We start from the raw sequence: 16,621 nt of genomic DNA, 5'->3' as shown, positions 1-16,621 counted from the left end.
TCGTTGCAGAAGGTGACGCCGCGACGGCAAACGCCGGTCGTGAGGGCAGAATCAGCCTTTCGCCTTGGCCGCTTTCGCCGCGGCCTTGGCGGCCTGCTTGCTGGCGCGGACCTTGGCCAGGGACTCGGGGTCCACGATGTCCGCGACTGACAGGTAGGCTCCTTCTTCGCCGTAGTGCCCGGCAGCCTCCCGCCACCCTGGCGCCTGGAGCCCCCGCTGCTTGCCCAGCAGGGCGAGGAAGATTTTCGCCTTCTGTTCGCCGAAGCCCGGAAGTGCCTTGAGCCGGCGGAGCACCTCGGCGCCGTCGGGGTCATCCTTGGTCCAGATCGCTGCGGCCTCCCCGTCCCACTCGTTCTGCACGGCTTCCGCCAGCGCCTGCACCCGGGCTGCCATGGATCCGGGGAAGCGGTGCACGGCCGGACGCTCCTTGAACATCTCCACGAAGGCTGCCGGATCATGTGAGGCGATGGCCTCCGGCAGCAGGGACCCAATGCGGGCCTTGATCTTCTCAGGCCCGGCGAAGGCGGACTCCATGGTGACCTGCTGGTCCAGCAGCATGCCCGTCAACAGGGCGAAGTCGTCCTCGCTCAGCAGCTTGTCCGCGGCAGGATCTCCGGTGATGTGCAATTCCATGCCGTACATCCTCCCACCTGCCGCCCGCCGTCGTCATACTGCCCCCTCCCGGAAGCCTCCCCCGGAGTTTTTGTCCAGATATGCAGGCTTCACGGGCCGTTATCTCCGCATATCTGGACAAAAACTCGATGGGTTAGTTGGTGACGGCCAGCCGGATCATGGACCAGGACACGGCCGGAAGCTCCACGGTGAGGCGGCCGCCGCCGGCCTTTGCCGAGATGTTCTCGGCCGGCAGCACGGAGGTGGAGTCATCCGCGGTGGCCTGCCAGTACGGGTCCTTGTTGGTGTAGGTGAGCGCCTCCACCACCTGGACGTCTCCCAGCGCGGACACCATGGCGTCCAGGCGCAGCGTTTCCGTGGCGGACCGGTTGACGGCGAACACCACAGCCTCGCCCTTGGCTGCGTCATAGGTTGCGACGGCGGACACGGCCGCGAAGTCCTGCGTCTTGCCGCCGCTGACCAGGGGCGACTCGACGGCGAGCTGCAGCACGGTGCCGGACGCATGCCGGGAGGTGAGGGCGAAGGGATGGAAAGTGGTCTGCTTCCATGAGCGCCCGCCCGGCTCGGTCATGATGGGGGCGATGACGTTCACCAACTGGGCGAGGCTGGCAGAGTGGACGCGGTCCGTGTTCCGGAGCAGGGTGATCAGGAGATCACCGACGACGACGGCGTCCGCCACGGTGTAGGTGTCCTCCAGGAGGACGGGGGCAACGGGCCAGTCCTTTCCGCTGGGTGCGCGGGACTCGTCGCGGCTCATGTGCCAGACGTTCCACTCATCGAAGGAGATGTTCACCTGCTTGGTGGACTTCTTCACGGACTTCACGTGGTCGATGTGGCTCACGATGTCGTGGATGAAGGCTTCCATGCGGTGGCCCGCTGAGAGGTGTTCCTGCAGGTCGCCGAAGTCCTCGAAGTACTGGTGCGCGGAGATGAGATCCACCAGTTCGTAGGTTTCGGACAGGACCACGCGCTCCCATTCGCCGAATGTGCTCATGGTGGGACCGGAGCTGCCGCACGCCACGAGTTCCAGGTCGGGTTCGATCATGCGCATGCCGCGTGCCGTATCGGCTGCCAGCCGGCCGTATTCGCGGGCACTCTTGTGCCCGATCTGCCACGGGCCGTCCATCTCGTTGCCCAGGCACCACATCTTGATGCCATAGCCGTCCCAGGCGCCATTGGCGCGCCGCTGTTCGGACAGCCGGGTGCCGCCGTCGATGTTGCAGTACTCCAGCAGGTCCAGTGCCTCCTGGGTGCCGCGGGTGCCCAGGTTTACGGCCATCATGGTTTCGATGCCCGCCTTCGCGGACCACTTGGCGAACTCGTCCACGCCCAACAGGTTGGGATCGGTGGAGTGCCAGGCCAGGTCCAGCCGCACCGGGCGCTGGTCCGCTGGGCCCACGCCGTCCTCCCAGCGGTAGCCGGACACAAAGTTGCCGCCCGGGTAGCGCACCGTGGAAACACCTAGTTCGCGGGTAAGTTCCAGGACATCCCCGCGGAAGCCGTCCTCATCAGCCCTGGGATGCTCCGGCTCGAAAATTCCGGTGTAGACGCAACGGCCAAGGTGCTCCACGAAGGCGCCGAAGGTGCGGCGGCGCACGGGTCCCACAGCGAAGGCGGGATCCATGGTGATCTTGGCCGCGGCCGGTTCTGGTGTGGTCACGAAAACTTCCTCGTTTCTTTTACAACGTTATAGAAATTATTGTTGGGGTTTCCCTGGCCGGAGTCAAGGTCCGAAAGCACAGGCCGGATACTGCGCCCTTGCCAGTGGAAACGAGGACAACGCGTCCCACCTGCGGCAACGCTGAGGGCGGGAAATTTTTGGCGGAGCAAGTACTACCTAATCCCAAAAACAGGTACTCCCTACGCGGTTGTCCGCACCGGGGGCGGAACTAGATTTCTTGGCAGAGACAACAGGTGTTCTGACTCGCGGTACGCGGCTCACTAGGGGGTGTGAGACTGGCAATGCATGCACGACATGTGAACTCCGGCTTCCCGGTCCATCGGACACGGGTATTAAGCGGGGCCGGCGACGAGGAGTCCTTTGAGACCAAGGACTCTCCCCCAGCCGTCGCCGGCCCTCTTCTTGCGCCACGGGCCCCGGCCGGCCGCACCGCGCCGCCTCTCACGGCGCTGGCCAAGCAGCCCGGGAGCGGCAGCCAGGACCTGCTGCTGGACCTGGTGACGGGCACGGAATCCCTCGCCGAATCGCTGCAGCGGCTGGTGAATGCTTCCGCCCAGTTGGTAATCCGGACGGCGGGGCTCCGGATTGAATGCGGCGTGGTGGTGCACCAGCCCAAGAAAGCACCCGCCGTCACAGGCACCTCCGCTGAAGCAGTGCAGCTGCTGCAGTGGGAGCACCAGGCGGCAGAGGGACCGGTGAGCGAAGTGCTTCAAGGCGGCCAGCCCGTGGCCGTGCTCCAGCGCAACGGCGACTTCCGCTGGCCCCGCTACTGCGACCAGCTCCAGTCCGCAGGCCTCGGCAGCGTGCTCGGCGTCCGGCTGGCGCTGGACAGTGCAGCGGATGCGGCTTCCGGGGACGGTGCCGCCCAGGACGGTGCTGCCCGGGAAACCCCCGCCGCCCTTGCCTTCTTCGCCCAGGACGCCAAGGCGTTTCCGCTCCAGGTCATCGCCGAGGCCCGCTCCTTCGCGGGCCTCGCGGCCAAGAGCCTGCAAATGGCCATTGACCTCCATACCGCCCGGTCCATGGCGTCGGACCTCCGCTCGGCCCTGGACAGCCGCACGTCCATAAACGTGGCCTGCGGGGTGATCATGGCGCAGAACAGGTGCTCCTACCACGAGGCCTTCTCCATCCTGGCCAAGGCCTCGAGCCACCGGAACATCAAGGTGCGCAGGATCGCCGAGGACATCCTCCAGAGGCTGCCGGAGGGAGCTCCGCGCGCCCACTTCGGGCACTGACGCGGACATAACAACAGGCTCCGGAGCAGTTGTTCCGGAGCCTGTTGCTGTGTCCGAAGACCGCGCTAGATTCCGCCGGCCAGCCTGTAGTACGCGGCGTTCCAGTTCAGGTCCTTTTTGAACTGGCCGATGGTGGTGCCTTCGTCGATGGTGAGCAGTTCGATTTTGGCGATCTCGGCGAAGTCCTCGAACACGTCCAGGCCCACCTGGGTGGAGAGCACGGTGTGGTGTGCGGCGCCGGCGGTAAGCCAGGCGGCGGCTGAGGTGGCAAAGTCCGGCTTGGGCTGCCAGAGCGCCCGGGCGACGGGCAGGTTGGGCAGCGGCTGTTCCAGCGGGACGACATCGACGGCGTTGGCCACCAGGCGGAAACGGTCCCGCATGTCGGACAGGGCGACGACGACACCCGGGGAGGCATCGGCGTCGAACACCAGGCGCACGGGGTCCTCCTTGCCGCCGATCCCCAGCGGGTGAATTTCCAGCCGCGGCTTCTGCGCGGTCAGGGAAGGGCAGACCTCGAGCATGTGCGCCCCCAGGATCTTCTCCGCGCCGGGTTCCAGGTGGTACGTGTAGTCCTCCATCAGGGAGGCGCCGCCGGGCAGGTCCCCACCCATCACCTTCGCGGCCCGGACCAGGATGGCGGTCTTCCAGTCACCTTCGGCGCCGAAGCCGTACCCGGCGGCCATGAGCCGCTGCACTGCCAGGCCGGGAAGCTGCCGGAGGGCCCCGAGGTCCTCGAAGGACGTGGTGAAGGCAGCGGAACCATTGGCTTCCAGGAAGCTCCGGAGGCCGAGTTCGATCCTGGCGCCATAACGGAGGGAGTCGTGCCGCGCCGCGCCTGCGCGGAGCTCCGGCACCACGTCGTAAAGGTCCTCGTACTCGGCAACCAGGGCGTCGACGTCGGACTCCGCGGCAGCGTGCACGGCGTCGGCGAGATCGTTCACGGACCAGGTGTTGACCGCGACACCGAACCGCAGCTCGGCCTCGGTCTTGTCGCCTTCGGTGACGGCAACGTTGCGCATGTTGTCGCCGAAGCGGGTCAGCTTCAGCGTGCGCACGGCGGCCCAGCCGGCGGCTGCGCGCTGCCAGGAGCCCACCTGCCGTGCCACCTCGGAATCGGAGACGTGCCCGACGACGGTCTTCCGGGCGATGCCCAGGCGGGACTGGATGTACCCGAACTCGCGGTCGCCGTGCGCGGCCTGGTTCAGGTTCATGAAGTCGAAGTCGATGTCCGCCCAGGGCAGGTCCCGGTTGGCCTGGGTGTGCAGGTGCAGCAGCGGCTTGCGCAGCAGGTCCAGGCCCTGGATCCACATCTTGGCCGGGCTGAAGGTGTGCATCCAGGCGGTGACCCCGATGACCGAATCGTCCGAGTTGGCCTCCAGCGCGGTACGGCGTATGGCATCCGAGTCGGTCAGGACCGGCTTCCACACGATTTTGACCGGCACGGACGACGCAGCGTTGAGCTGGGTGGCGATGTCCTGCGACTGCGCGGCCACCTGTTTGAGGACGTCCTCGCCGTAGAGGTGCTGGCTGCCGGTGAGGAACCAGACCTCGTAACCGTCAAGGGAGGTGGATGCGGCGGTGCTCATAAAGGTCTCCTGGAAAGTTGGTGGGCCGGCAGCTATTGGCCGTAGACGTTTTGGTAGCGGGCATACAGCGAGTCGATGTGGCCCTGGTCGATGGGCAGCGGCTCACCGAGTTGCCGTGCGATGTGGACAGTCCGGGCCACTTCCTCGCACATCACCGCCGCCTTCACGGCAGCGCGGGCGTCCTTGCCGATGGTGAACGGTCCGTGGTTCTGCATCAGCACGGCCGGGGAGTTGGAGTTCTTCAGCGTCTCCACGATGCCGTGGCCGATCGAGTCGTCGCCGATCAGCGCGAAGGGCCCCACCGGGATGGAACCGCCGAACTCGTCGCTCATCATGGTGAGCACGCACGGGATCGCTTCCCCGCGGGCAGCCCAGGCGGTGGCGTAGGTGGAGTGCGTGTGCACCACGCCGCCCACCTCGGGCATATGCCGGTAGACATAGGCGTGCGCTGCAGTGTCCGACGACGGCGACAACGCCGGGTTGCCCCACTCGCCTTCCGCATTCCCCGGCACAGGGACGCCGTAAAGGTCGGTAACCACCATCTGCTCCGGCGTCAGGTCCTGGTAGGAGACGCCGGAGGGCTTGATGACCATCAGGTCCTGTCCCGGCACCCGCGCGGAGATGTTGCCGGCCGTCCAGACCACCAGTTCGTAGCGGGTCAGCTCGGCGTGCAGGGCACAGACCTCCTCCCGGATCCTGGCGATTGAATCGAGGATGTTCATGCCGGCACCTCCACGGGGGTTGCGGATTTGGCAGCCGTCTGCAGCAGGGAACCGGCGGCCTTGCGCTGGAGGGCCTTGAGCCGGTGCATCACGTTGTTGCTGCCGCGGCCGAAGTAGTCGTGCAGGGTCTTGTACTCCTGGAACAGTTCCTCGTACACGGCCACGTTTTCGGGAATAGGCGTGTAAACCTCGCCCGGCTCTGAGCCCATGGCGGCGGCAGCTTCGCGGATGTCTGCGTACTGGCCGGCGGCCACCGCGGCGTGGATGGCGGAACCGAGGGCCGGCCCCTGGGCCGAGCCGATGGTGGACAGCTGCAGCCCTGTGACGTCCGCGTAAATCTGCATCAGGAGCCTGTTCTTCAACAACCCGCCGGCCACGATGAACTCATTAACGGGAACACCGGCATCGCGGAAGGCGTCCACGATGGTGCGCGTGCCAAAAGCTGTAGCTTCCAGCAGCGCCCGGTAGGTGTCCTCCGGTTTGGTGGCGAGGGTCTGCCCCACCACGACGCCGGAGAGCTCGTGGTCCACAAGCACCGAGCGGTTGCCCGAGTGCCAGTCGAGGGCGATGAGGCCGTGTTGGCCGATTGCCTGCGCGGAGGCAAGTTCGGTGAGGTACTCGTGGACACCCAGCCCGGCAGCCTCGGCAGCCTGGTGGTATTCGGGCGGCACGCCGTGCCTGGTGAACCAACCGAAGATGTCACCGACGCCGGACTGCCCCGCTTCGTAGCCCCAGAGCCCGGGGACGATCCCGCCGTCCACCACGCCGCACATCCCGGGCACTTCACGCAGCTTGCTGCCGTTCATCACGTGGCAGGTGGAGGTGCCCATGATGGCCACCAGCTGGCCCGGTTCCACTGCCTTCGCGGCGGGGGCAGTAACGTGTGCATCCACGTTGCCCACGGCAACGGCAATCCCTTCGGGAAGCCCTGTCCAGGCGGCGGCTTCTGCCGTAAGGGTTCCGGCGGCGTCACCCAACCGGCCGATGGTGTGCTCGAGCTTGGCGCTGACGAAATCCTTGAACTGCGGGTTCAGGGCCGCCAGGAAGTCCTCTGACGGGTAGCGCCCGTCCTGGTAGATCCCCTTGTAGCCGGCGGTGCACGCGTTGCGGACGTACCTGCCGCACAGCTGCCACACTATCCAGTCCGCGGCCTCCACCCAATGGTCCATGGCAGCGTAGGCTTCCGGGTCCTCTTCCAACAGCTGCAAACCCTTGGCAAATTCCCATTCCGAGGAGATCAGCCCGCCATAGCGCGGCAGCCACTCCTCGCCGCGCCCGGCGGCCAGCCGGTTGATCCGATCCGCCTGCCCTTGGGCGGCGTGGTGGCGCCACAGCTTCACATAGGCGTGCGGACGGTTCTCAAAGCCCGGTACCTCGTTCAACGGGGTCCCGTCCGCCTTGGCGGGCACCATGGTGCAGGCGGTGAAGTCCGTAGCGATTCCGACGACGGCGGCCGGGTTGATCCCCGCCTCGGCGACTGCGGCAGGAACGGCGTGCCGCAGGACGTCGCGGTAGTCGTTCGGCACCTGCAGCGCCCACTCGCCGGGAAGCCGCACGGCGCCGTCGCCCGCTACATCCTCGGGAAGGGCATCCGTGACAACGGCGTGCGGGTAGTCGTAGATGCCGCTGCCCAGCTCCTTGCCGTCGCGCACCCGCACCACCACCGCCCTGCCGGACAGGGTGCCATAATCCACGCCGATAACGCAGGCGTCCGGGCTATCCACTGGGTTCATCTGAAAATTCCTCCACTACCGCCGCAGCGTTGCGGCATGGGAATTATTGTGAGCGCTAACAAGATGCTGCGTCAACCCTTGCCTGCGCCTGCAGCCGGCGAAGGACCCTATCCAGCCGATACCGGACGGGCCGTTGACAAAAAGTGATCAGTAACAAAGACTCGTGTTACCGATCACATTCCCTCTTTCCGCACCGTTCCTGAAGCCGATGCGGAAGCACAAAACGCACGCCCGGATACCCTCGCCCGGCCTCATCGATGAGCATTCCTCCACTATCCGAAAGCAGCCATGACCGAAACACCACAAACCTCCAAGGTCCGCGTCGCCATCATCGGGACCGGCGGCATCGCCAATGCCCATGCGGACGCCCTGCTGCAGCAGCCCGGCGTCGAACTCACCGCCGCCGTCGATATCGATGCTGCCCGAGCCAAGGGATTCGCCGCCACATGGGGCGTCACCAGGACTGCCCCGAGCCTGAAGGAAGCGCTCGACGGCGGCGGGCTGGACCTCGTGGCCATCTGCACTCCCCCGTTTAGCCACTTCCCCCTGGCGCTGGAAGCGCTCTCCCTGGGTTTGCACGCCGTCGTCGAGAAGCCACCGGCCCTGTCCCTGGCCCAGATGCGTGAACTGGAAGCCGCCGAGGCGGCCTCCGCCGGGACGCTGAGCTGCATCTTCCAGCACCGCTTCGGTTCCGGCGCCCAAAGGCTCCGGTCCCTGCAACAGGCCGGCGTCCTGGGACGGCCGCTGGTAGGCACCTGCAACACGCTCTGGTTCCGGAACCAGGCCTACTTCGACGTCCCCTGGCGTGGCCTCTGGGACGTGGAGGGCGGCGGCCCCACCATGGGCCACGGCATCCACCAGTTCGACCTCCTGCTCCACCTCTGGGGACCCTGGGCGGAAGTCACCGCCTTCGCCGGGAAACTGGCCCGCAAAACCGACACCGAAGACGCCTCCGCAGCCGTCGTCCGCTTCGAATCCGGAGCGATCGCCACCATCATCAACTCCGTCATTTCGCCCCGCGAAACCTCCTACCTGCGCCTCGACTTCGAGCACGCCAGCGTTGAACTGGAACACCTGTACGGCTACAGCGACACCAACTGGACCGTGACGCCCGCACCCGGGCGGGAGGACGCCGTCGCATCCTGGAACCAGGGCGAGGACGTGGCCAGCGGACACCCCGCGCAGTACGGGGCCATCATCCGGAGCATTGCCGACGGCGGCCCGGCACCCGTGACGGTGACCGATGCGTACGCCACTATGGAACTGGCTGCCGCGATCTATGCTTCAAGCGTCAGCGGAACAACGATAGCCCGCGGGGAGATTGATGACAGCAGCCCATTCTTCACCCGCATGGACGGGCACCTGGAACCCTGGAAGCAAGAGGAAGAACTGAACGCATGAGCAATCCTGCACCGATCACCTGGCGGGACGAAGAACAGTCCTTCACGGTCTCCCTCGGGAACCTGGACATCGCCACCTACACCTACGACGCCACGGACGAGCAGCGCGAATCACCCCGGCCTTTCTTCCATCCGCTGCGCACCACCGCCGGGGAAACCGTGAGTGCCTACCGGCCCTGGGACCACGTCTGGCACAAGGGCATCGCATGGTCGCTGCCCCACTTTGGCGAGGACAACTTCTGGGGCGGCCCCAGCTACCGCCGGGGCAAGGACTACCAGTGGCTGCCCAACAACGGGCGGATGAAGCACGAACGGATCCTCGAGGCCGGGACAGACGACGCCGGGTTCCACTTCTCCCACGCCCTCGCCTGGTGGACACAGCCCGGAGAGCACGTGGTGGATGAGGTCCGCGCCCTGCGAATCAGCGCCGGACCGGACGCGGATTCCTGGACACTTGTTTTCGAAACAGCCATGACGAATGTTTCCGGCCATGACATCCACATCGGGTCCCCCACCACGGAGGGCCGCGAAAATGCGGGCTACGGGGGCCTGTTCTGGCGCGGGCCCCGCGAGTTTACCGGCGGCCGGATCATGGGGCCGGACGGCAGGACGGGCGAGGAACTGCGCGGCGCACGGGGGCCGTGGCTGGCTTTCGTCGGCCAGCATGATGACACGTGCCGGTTCTCCACCGTGCTCATCGCCGATGACACCGCTAACGCCCAGCACCCGCCGGAATGGTTCGCCCGTTCCGAACCCTTCGCGTGCTTTGGGCCCGCCCCGTTCTTCAGCAAGGAAGTCACCTTCGCCGCCGGCGAGACGATGGTGAACAGGTACGCGGTGGTGATTGCCGACGGTGAGTCCGGCCAGGAGCGGCTGGCCCGCCTCGCGTCCCTGGCAGCGGACGCTTTGCGGCAGGCCGGGGTGAAGGCCGGGGCATGACAGCGCAGCAGGCCCCCGCCCACTTTCCCGGCGCCGTCGCGCTCAGCCGGCTCGGCGTGTATGACTGGGAAGCCGCCGACGGCGTGTGCGGCGGCTCCCCGCACATGCACACCGCCTCCACCGAGGCGTACCTTGTCCTGTCCGGAACGGGCAAAGTGGAGACCATCCGGCAGTCCGGGTACGCATCCTACGACCTGGCGCCGAACGACCTGCTCTGGTTCACCCCCGGGACCATCCACCGCCTGGTGAACCAGGACAACCTGGAAATCCTGGTGGTCATGCAGAACAGCGGCCTGCCCGAGGCCGGTGACGCCGTGCTTACCTTCGACGCCGATACCATGGCCAGCCCGGAGCGCTATGCGAAGGCAGCATCCTTGCCAGGAGGGCCGTCGTCGTCCCTGCCGGACGCCGCCCGCGCACGGCGCGACGCCGCGATGGCCGGCTACCAGCGCATCAAGGAGGCCGCGCTCGCCGGCCAGCACGACGTCGTCGAGCAGTTCCAGCGCGACGCCGTCCGCCTGGTCCAGGCCCGCGTTCCTGCCTGGCAGGCGCTGTGGGACAAGACCATCGCGCCCGAAGCCGCGCGGACGGAAACGTGGCTCAAGGAGCTGGCCGCCGGCAGGTTCAGCCACTTTGCGGACGCTGCCGTGGTGCGGGCGCAAGCAGCCGGACCTGAGCGGGCCTTCGGCATGTGCGGGCGGCTGCAGAAGTGGGAGCCGGGCCGGCAGGCCTGATCCACCAGCATGGAAGGGGACGCCGGAAATGGCGCAGGAAGCTGCTGCCCGGGGGCGGGCAAAAGCGCCCACGATTTATGACGTGGCAGCGCTCGCAGGAGTATCCCACCAGACGGTCTCCCGGTACCTGAAAGACAGGAACGGCCTCAAACCCGGGACGCTGGAACGGGTGGAAAAGGCCCTGTCCGAGCTTCGGTACACCCCCAACCTTGCGGCGCGTTCGCTGAGGTCGCGGAAACTGTACCGGGTTGTTGTGGTGGTTCCGGAAGCCTCCCTGTACTTTCCCGCGCGCATGCTCAACGGCGCGGCGGGCGCAGCACACGCACGTGGCTACCGCGTGGACGTGGTGGCCATGGAAGGGACCGCCCAGGCACGGGCACTCCAGCTCGAACGGCTCCTGAGCGGTGAGGACATCGCCGGAATCCTGTCCTTCGTGCCCCGCCCCAAGGCCGCCGCCGCAACCGCACCGGCAACCATCCCCATGGTGGTGGCCGGCGAGTACGACAACAAGATGCGCGCCCGTGGAAGCCTGGCGGACGGCACCGCTGTGCACAGCATCATCCGCGAACTGGCGGCCCTCGGCCACACCAACTTCTTTCATATTGCAGGCCCCGCCGCCTGGCCAGCCGCCCGCAACCGCAAGGCCGTCTACCAGGAAGCCATCGCCGCGCAGGGACTGACCTCGCTGGGCATCGCCGCCGGCGACTGGTCTCCCGCCTCCGGATATGCCGCCGGCAGGAAAATCGCCGCGACCAGGGACGTTACTGCTGTTTTCGCCGCCAACGACCAGATGGCCTTCGGCGTCATCCGGTCACTCCATGACCAGGGCATCCGGGTACCGGGCGACGTCAGCGTCTTCGGCTGGGACGACGTGCCAGAGGGTTCCTACTTCATCCCGTCCCTCTCCACCGTGCACATGGACGTTGAGGCGCTGGGAGCCAGGAGCATGCGCGAGCTCATTGCACGGATACACGGTGAGGAGCCGCCGCAGGACACCGCCGGCCTGCCGCTGATGGAGCTGGTGCTGCGCGAATCCACGGGGCCGGCGGCCCCGCGGCAGTTGAATCCGGCGTAAAAGGGTAGGAACCACAAAGACTGCCGGCAACCCGAGGGGATCCCATGCAAAACACCCGGAGCGGCTGGGCGGGAAGCTCCGCCGCCTGGCTGCTGGGCCCGCTGGCCACGGGCCTTGGCTGGGCCGCGCACGTGACAGGCGGCGGCCAGTCCCCGGCTGTCCTGATTGTCCTTGCCCTGGCTGCGCTGCTGGGCATGGCGGCCTCCATTCTGGGCCGGCGCACCCTTCCCGGATGGGCGGTCCTGGTGGCAGCCGCCGTGGCGCAGCAGCTGCTGCACCTTGCCTTCAGCGCGTTTTCCTCCCCCACCGGCTTTTCGCTTCCCGGACACGGCCACGGGGAAACCCCAGCGCCGGACACCGGTCCGGCCCAGGGTGCAGCCGTCCCTTCCCACGACCTGCACCTGCTGCTGTACCTGCACGCGGCCGCAGCGCTGCTGACTGCACTGGCCGCCGTCCAGTGCTCCAGGATCGTGCAGTGGCGCCTGCCGGCAAGGCAGGACCACGTGGAAAGGCGCCTGTCAGGAAGCCAGCGTGCCGCGGACGATGCTGACGCTTGAGTGGGCCGGGTTGCCGTCCACCGGTTCGTCCGAGACGTCCACAATGGGGTACTCGGAGAGCTGCAGGCCGGCAGGCACCTGGAACGTTCCGCTCTCCGCGTTCATGACGCCCAGGCTGACCAGCTTCGAAAGGTCCGGGGCGATCAGCCAGACTTCCTGGTAGCCCTGCGCCTCGTCCTTGTCGAGCGTCACCTCCAGGGTGCGGGCACCGTCCCCCGTTTCAACGACCCGCGCCGACCCCGTGGCTGAATAGGAGGCCAGCGGCGTCAGCTGGGCCTCGGCGAGCGCCAACTGCTGCGGCGGCCGGTTCAGGGCCCAGATTCCGCCCGCGGCCACCAGTACGGCAGCTGCGGCGGCCGCGATCCAGGTGCTTGTGCGCTGCCACCAGGCACCCCTGTTCCGTTGATGGCTGCTGTTCCTCGGGTGGCTGCGCGCCTGCGTGATGCTGGTGGGCGGGGCAGCGTCCGACGGCGGGACTGCCTTGGGCGGCAGGGCTTCGTCCTGCTCCTGCCGGGCTTCGTTGGCTGCCGCCACGTCCCGGCCTGCCAGGGGGTCTTCCTGCACGGATGGTGACAGCCCGAGTTCCCGGTGGATGCCGGCCCACACCTGCGGGCCGGGAACAGACAGGGCGCTGCTGTCCGGCGCCGTCCTGACCGCGTCCACCGTCCGGCGCAGTGCCGCGAACTCGGTGGCGCAGGAGGGGCAGGCCCGCAGGTGCTCGCGGCTGCCTTCGTCGTCCCAGTCGGCGTAGAGGGCAAGGAGGCTCAACTGTTCCTCATCGAGATGCGGCATGGTCAACCTCCAATCTTTCCTCAAATGCGTCAGGCTGCGGCGGATGTGGCTCTTGACGGTACCAAGCGGAAGGTCCAGTTTCCGCGAAATCTGTTCGTGCGTCAGGTCCTCGTAGAAGGCAAGCTTCATGATGGAACCCTGGGGTTCGCCCAGGCGGTCCAGTTCCCCGTCCACCAGCAGCCTGTCCGCCAGGACTTCCGCCGCGCCGGCCTCCGGACCGGCCTCATCGGCCAACCCGGCACCCACAGCGGCCACCGCTTTCCGGACTTCCCGCGCGCTGGCGGACCGGGCATCGGCGATCACGTTCCGGGTGATTCCCACGATCCATGCCGGAAGCCTGGCGAGCTGGGGATTGAACGTGCTCCGTGAGCGCCATACCCGGATGAACACTTCCTGGGTCACGTCGTCCGCGGCGGAGCGGTCCGACAGCGAGCGCAGCGCCAGGGTGTGGACCAGCGGTGCGAACTCTCGGTAGGCCGTGGCGAGCGCCTGTTCATCACCGGCCAGGAACGAGGCGGTGAGCGCGTCTTCCCACCCGCCGGACGCCTGCACGGGAAGTGCCACGGTGGACTCCTTCCCGGCGTCGCTGGCGAGGATCACGGCTGGGTTACCGCTCATGCCAGTATCCAACTCATTCCAGGACCGCGGTAACAATCACATTGTCGCTGTAGTCCATCCGCTCGTCCAGCCACTTGCCGCCGCACGTCACCACTTTCAGTTCATGCGGCCCGGAGCGGCGGAACAGGGCGTCGCCGTCAAACTTGTCCTTGGCCATCAGCTCCACTTTGACCACGCGGTAGGTCAGGGCCGGTGCGCCCTCGCGCCCCACGGAAATGGCCGTTCCGGCAGGGACGGACTTCAGTGCCGAAAACGGGGCATTGTCCGACTGGGTGTCGATGTGGCCGGCGATCACCGCCGCGCCCTGGTCCGCGCCGGGAGCGGGGCCATATTTGTACCAGGCGGCCTGGTCGAACGCGTCCGGGATTTCCATGGCCCCCTCGGCCGACACCCCGCCCGGGATCACAGGCATGTTGATCGCTGTTCCCTCAACGGTCAGGGACACCGGTGCCGGTGCTGCTGCGGCGGCCGGCAGGGTGGCCGGCTGCACGGGGACCACAGGCCTTGTTGGGACCGCCGGATCAGCCGGTGCGGGCGGGGCGGAGGCTGTGGCAGGTGCGGTTGCCGCCTGGGTGGCGGGCACGGTTGCCGGTTCCGACGGAGTGGGACCTGCGGGCGCGCAGGCGGGGAGGAACAGTGCCGCCGCGAGGACGGCCGCTCCGGCAGATCCGAAGGAACGACGGCGGGACTGACCTGCCGTCGTCGTGCTTCTGTTCATTTTTCCGGCCCTTCCGCGGCAGCCGGAGGATTGCCGCTCTGTCTGGTTAGGGTGCCGGCCGCCCGGTTGGAGACCGGGCGGCCGGCTTGCTGATGCAGGCTCTTGTGCTGCTGGTGCTTGCTCTTCCTGCTACCGCTGTCCGCGCACCGCGCCGATGGCCCGGGACGCGCCCACGCCGGCGAACAGGAGAGCCAGTGCGGCGGCGGCGAAGCCGACGGCGGCAGCAGCCGGGCTCACCGCTGCGGCATCCGCGGAGCCGTCACGTGCGCCCGGAACGGAACCGGGCGAGGAGTGCAGGCCCTCGATAGTCTGGACGGCCGGCTGCAGGTTGTTGTTTGCCAGGCTGCCCCACGCGTACACGATGGTGTGCGTCCCTTGTGCCACCGTGACATCCGCGGGGCCGAGCACCGGGTTGGTGGTGCCGGCGGCGGCGACGGCTGCCGGAATGGTTCCGGGATCGAGCGTCAGGGTCTGCTCACTGGAGTTGGCCAGGTTGGAGATGACGGGCGTTCCGCCGGCCAGGACGTCGACGGCGGGCGCGGCAGCGGTGTGCCGGACGGTGAGCTTGCCCTTGCCCGCCTCGATCTGTGAGACGTTGTTGGTGAAGAGGTTGGCAGTGGGGTTGCCTCCGGCGTCCAGGTTGGCTACTGCGGTGTAGTTTCCGTTGGATTCGAGGGTGACGCTGACCGGGCCGATGACGGCGGCGGAAGCATCCGCGGCGTCGGAGGCCGTGATGGCGAGTTCGTAGGCGCCGGCCGGCAGCGCAAGCGGCCCTGCCAGGGTGCCGGAGGTGAAGTCGTCCAGGGTCCGTTCACCGTTGACCCACACGTCCACGGTCAGTCCGGGGACGCCGTGCAGCACGGAGAGCTGGGCGTCTTCCCCGGCTGCCTGGGCGGGGCCGGCGAGAGCGATTGCAGCTGCAATTGCCGCTGCACCGGCACCTGCTGTGAAGATTTTGTTGCGCATGTCCTTCTCCTTAATCGGCCCGCCTGGCGGGCGTTTTTTGCTTACACCCCTACTACTGGCGCAGCCCCGGAGCTGGATGCAGATTCATGGAAAATTCTTGCGCTTATTTTTTGCGTTTCTGCGACTACCGCGCCGCCGGCGGTGCCGTGCTTGCCCGGAGGACCAGCTCCGGGGTGACCACGGTGGAACTGGCGTCCGCGCCGGCTTCGATCTCCTTGAGCATGATGTCCATGCAGCGCCGGCCCAGTTCCTCGAAGTCCTGCCGCACAGTGGTGAGCGGCGGGCTGAAGTACCCCGATTCGGGCTGGTCGTCGAAGCCCACCACGGAGACGTCGTCGGGCACGCGGACGCCTGCCTCGGCGAACGCACGCAGCAGGCCCAGAGCCATTTGGTCATTTCCGACGAACAGTGCCGTCGCGCCGCGGCCGGCTGCGAGCTCCCGGCCGATCCCGTAACCGCTGCCGGCGCTCCAGTCGCCCTGCACCAGCGGACCCTCCGGAAGGCCGGCCGCGGCGAGTGCCTCGCGCCAGCCTTCCGCCCGTTCCGCGCCGTCCGTCCAGTCCGGCGGCCCGGACACGTGCCCGATATGGCGGTGCCCCTGCCCGATCAGGTGTTCGACGGCGAGCCTGGCACCCCGGCGCTGGTCCACCATGGCCCCGCTGACGGCGCCGTTGCCGAGGGACCCGACGGCCACCACGGGCACGGAGAGGTTCATTTCGTCCAGCACCTGCAGGGTGTCCGCGTGCGGCACCAGCACGGCGATGCCGTCCACGGCCTGGTCCATGAAGCGGCTGACGGCGTCGGAGATCGCCTCCCGGCTGACCTCGCGGAGCGCGCCGATGCTGACAAAGTAGCCGGCATCCCGGGCCGCCTGCTCCACCCCCAAAAGCGTGTTGGCCGGGCCGTACTGGGACAGCTCGCTGGCCACGACGCCGATGGTCTGCGAACGCCTGGTCACCAGGCTCCGCGCCGCTGTGTTCCGCCGGTACCCCAGCTCGGCTATGGCCGCCTCCACCTTTTCGCGGGTGGCCTTGCTGACGTTGGGGTGGTTGTTGACCACCCGGGACACGGTCTGGTGCGAGACACCGGCGACGTCCGCCACGTCCTCCAGACGCGGCATCCTGCCCTTGCTGCTTTTTGCCATGCGCCTATTCTCCCCGGAGTTTTTGTCCGGATGTGCCGAGTCCAGGGACGGCAAAGTCAGGTCGTGGTTGCAACGGCGGTGATTAGAC

General features: G+C 67.5%; 15 protein-coding genes and 1 pseudogene. 6 read left to right on the top strand and 10 right to left on the bottom strand.

Annotated features, from left to right (window positions below; all coding sequences use genetic code 11):
• Positions 1-51: 51 nt before the first annotated feature.
• Positions 52-642: an HhH-GPD-type base excision DNA repair protein gene (locus ACLH0K_RS02300; RefSeq protein WP_411375261.1), complete on the bottom strand. Its 591-nt coding sequence runs from the start codon at positions 640-642 to the stop codon at positions 52-54.
• Between the two features lie 124 nt (positions 643-766).
• The gene (locus ACLH0K_RS02295) at positions 767-2,257 is read right to left on the bottom strand and encodes an alpha-N-arabinofuranosidase (RefSeq protein ID WP_411376538.1); all 1,491 of its coding nucleotides are present in this window, start codon (positions 2,255-2,257) and stop codon (positions 767-769) included.
• Between the two features lie 353 nt (positions 2,258-2,610).
• Here ACLH0K_RS02295 and ACLH0K_RS02290 point away from each other — a divergent pair, with 353 nt between their 5' ends.
• A complete protein-coding gene (locus ACLH0K_RS02290) occupies positions 2,611-3,549 on the top strand; it encodes an ANTAR domain-containing protein (protein ID WP_411375260.1) in 939 nt (312 codons plus the stop codon).
• Between the two features lie 65 nt (positions 3,550-3,614).
• Here the strand turns inward: ACLH0K_RS02290 and araA are convergent, their stop codons facing one another.
• From araA to araB, 3 genes are read right to left on the bottom strand one after another with little or no spacing between them, the layout of a single operon-like run.
• Positions 3,615-5,135, bottom strand: coding sequence for an L-arabinose isomerase (araA, locus tag ACLH0K_RS02285; protein WP_411375259.1), 1,521 nt, complete (start codon positions 5,133-5,135; stop codon positions 3,615-3,617).
• Between the two features lie 32 nt (positions 5,136-5,167).
• Positions 5,168-5,857: an L-ribulose-5-phosphate 4-epimerase gene (locus tag ACLH0K_RS02280; protein WP_411375258.1), complete on the bottom strand. Its 690-nt coding sequence runs from the start codon at positions 5,855-5,857 to the stop codon at positions 5,168-5,170.
• Complete coding sequence (gene araB, locus ACLH0K_RS02275; RefSeq protein ID WP_411375257.1) at positions 5,854-7,590, bottom strand: ribulokinase; 1,737 nt, start codon at positions 7,588-7,590, stop codon at positions 5,854-5,856. The genes ACLH0K_RS02280 and araB overlap by 4 nt, the downstream gene beginning before the upstream one ends.
• Positions 7,591-7,878: 288 nt before the next feature.
• Here araB and ACLH0K_RS02270 point away from each other — a divergent pair, with 288 nt between their 5' ends.
• The 5 genes from ACLH0K_RS02270 to ACLH0K_RS02250 are packed head-to-tail and all read left to right on the top strand — an operon-like array spanning position 7,879 to position 12,295.
• The gene (locus ACLH0K_RS02270; protein ID WP_411375256.1) at positions 7,879-8,991 is read left to right on the top strand and encodes a Gfo/Idh/MocA family protein; all 1,113 of its coding nucleotides are present in this window, start codon (positions 7,879-7,881) and stop codon (positions 8,989-8,991) included.
• Complete coding sequence (locus ACLH0K_RS02265; protein ID WP_411375255.1) at positions 8,988-9,929, top strand: PmoA family protein; 942 nt, start codon at positions 8,988-8,990, stop codon at positions 9,927-9,929. The genes ACLH0K_RS02270 and ACLH0K_RS02265 overlap by 4 nt, the downstream gene beginning before the upstream one ends.
• Positions 9,926-10,663, top strand: coding sequence for a cupin domain-containing protein (locus ACLH0K_RS02260; protein WP_411375254.1), 738 nt, complete (start codon positions 9,926-9,928; stop codon positions 10,661-10,663). Before ACLH0K_RS02265 ends, ACLH0K_RS02260 begins: the two co-directional genes overlap by 4 nt.
• A 28-nt stretch (positions 10,664-10,691) precedes the next feature.
• On the top strand, positions 10,692-11,738 hold the full coding sequence (locus ACLH0K_RS02255) for a LacI family DNA-binding transcriptional regulator (RefSeq protein WP_411375253.1): 1,047 nt from the start codon (positions 10,692-10,694) through the stop codon (positions 11,736-11,738).
• A gap of 44 nt (positions 11,739-11,782) precedes the next feature.
• Positions 11,783-12,295 carry a hypothetical protein gene (locus ACLH0K_RS02250; RefSeq protein WP_411375252.1) on the top strand — a complete coding sequence of 171 codons (513 nt, stop codon included), beginning with the start codon at positions 11,783-11,785 and terminating at the stop codon, positions 12,293-12,295.
• Here the strand turns inward: ACLH0K_RS02250 and ACLH0K_RS02245 are convergent.
• From ACLH0K_RS02245 to ACLH0K_RS02225, 5 genes and pseudogenes are all read right to left on the bottom strand, one after another.
• Positions 12,257-13,087 carry an anti-sigma factor domain-containing protein gene (locus tag ACLH0K_RS02245; protein WP_411375251.1) on the bottom strand — a complete coding sequence of 277 codons (831 nt, stop codon included), beginning with the start codon at positions 13,085-13,087 and terminating at the stop codon, positions 12,257-12,259. The two genes, ACLH0K_RS02250 and ACLH0K_RS02245, sit on opposite strands and share 39 nt — an antisense overlap.
• Positions 13,071-13,651, bottom strand: a pseudogene (locus ACLH0K_RS02240) (RNA polymerase sigma factor). The gene ACLH0K_RS02245 and the pseudogene ACLH0K_RS02240 overlap by 17 nt, the downstream one beginning before the upstream one ends.
• Before the next feature lie 67 nt (positions 13,652-13,718).
• Positions 13,719-14,423, bottom strand: coding sequence for a class F sortase (locus ACLH0K_RS02235; protein ID WP_411375250.1), 705 nt, complete (start codon positions 14,421-14,423; stop codon positions 13,719-13,721).
• 129 nt (positions 14,424-14,552) lie between these two features.
• Positions 14,553-15,389, bottom strand: coding sequence for a DUF4397 domain-containing protein (locus tag ACLH0K_RS02230; protein ID WP_411375249.1), 837 nt, complete (start codon positions 15,387-15,389; stop codon positions 14,553-14,555).
• A 124-nt stretch (positions 15,390-15,513) separates the two neighbouring features.
• The gene (locus ACLH0K_RS02225) at positions 15,514-16,533 is read right to left on the bottom strand and encodes a LacI family DNA-binding transcriptional regulator (protein ID WP_411375248.1); all 1,020 of its coding nucleotides are present in this window, start codon (positions 16,531-16,533) and stop codon (positions 15,514-15,516) included.
• Positions 16,534-16,621 lie beyond the last annotated feature (88 nt).

The sequence above is a fragment of the Arthrobacter sp. MPF02 genome, from assembly GCF_046605375.1.
Lineage (GTDB): Bacteria > Actinomycetota > Actinomycetes > Actinomycetales > Micrococcaceae > Arthrobacter.
This window is presented reverse-complemented; position numbering and strand designations above follow the sequence as displayed.

What these genes read in the sequence shown, in the direction of transcription:
- ACLH0K_RS02225 (WP_411375248.1), bottom strand. Translation starts at nt 16,533, where the DNA reads ATGGCAAAAAGCAGCAAGGGCAGGATGCCGCGTCTGGAGGACGTGGCG.
- araA (WP_411375259.1), bottom strand. Translation starts at nt 5,135, where the DNA reads ATGAGCACCGCCGCATCCACCTCCCTTGACGGTTACGAGGTCTGGTTC.
- ACLH0K_RS02255 (WP_411375253.1), top strand. Translation starts at nt 10,692, where the DNA reads ATGGCGCAGGAAGCTGCTGCCCGGGGGCGGGCAAAAGCGCCCACGATT.
- ACLH0K_RS02270 (WP_411375256.1), top strand. Translation starts at nt 7,879, where the DNA reads ATGACCGAAACACCACAAACCTCCAAGGTCCGCGTCGCCATCATCGGG.
- ACLH0K_RS02235 (WP_411375250.1), bottom strand. Translation starts at nt 14,423, where the DNA reads ATGAACAGAAGCACGACGACGGCAGGTCAGTCCCGCCGTCGTTCCTTC.
- ACLH0K_RS02265 (WP_411375255.1), top strand. Translation starts at nt 8,988, where the DNA reads ATGAGCAATCCTGCACCGATCACCTGGCGGGACGAAGAACAGTCCTTC.
- ACLH0K_RS02230 (WP_411375249.1), bottom strand. Translation starts at nt 15,389, where the DNA reads ATGCGCAACAAAATCTTCACAGCAGGTGCCGGTGCAGCGGCAATTGCA.
- ACLH0K_RS02250 (WP_411375252.1), top strand. Translation starts at nt 11,783, where the DNA reads ATGCAAAACACCCGGAGCGGCTGGGCGGGAAGCTCCGCCGCCTGGCTG.
- ACLH0K_RS02245 (WP_411375251.1), bottom strand. Translation starts at nt 13,087, where the DNA reads ATGCCGCATCTCGATGAGGAACAGTTGAGCCTCCTTGCCCTCTACGCC.
- araB (WP_411375257.1), bottom strand. Translation starts at nt 7,590, where the DNA reads ATGAACCCAGTGGATAGCCCGGACGCCTGCGTTATCGGCGTGGATTAT.
- ACLH0K_RS02260 (WP_411375254.1), top strand. Translation starts at nt 9,926, where the DNA reads ATGACAGCGCAGCAGGCCCCCGCCCACTTTCCCGGCGCCGTCGCGCTC.
- ACLH0K_RS02300 (WP_411375261.1), bottom strand. Translation starts at nt 642, where the DNA reads ATGTACGGCATGGAATTGCACATCACCGGAGATCCTGCCGCGGACAAG.
- ACLH0K_RS02280 (WP_411375258.1), bottom strand. Translation starts at nt 5,857, where the DNA reads ATGAACATCCTCGATTCAATCGCCAGGATCCGGGAGGAGGTCTGTGCC.
- ACLH0K_RS02295 (WP_411376538.1), bottom strand. Translation starts at nt 2,257, where the DNA reads ATGGATCCCGCCTTCGCTGTGGGACCCGTGCGCCGCCGCACCTTCGGC.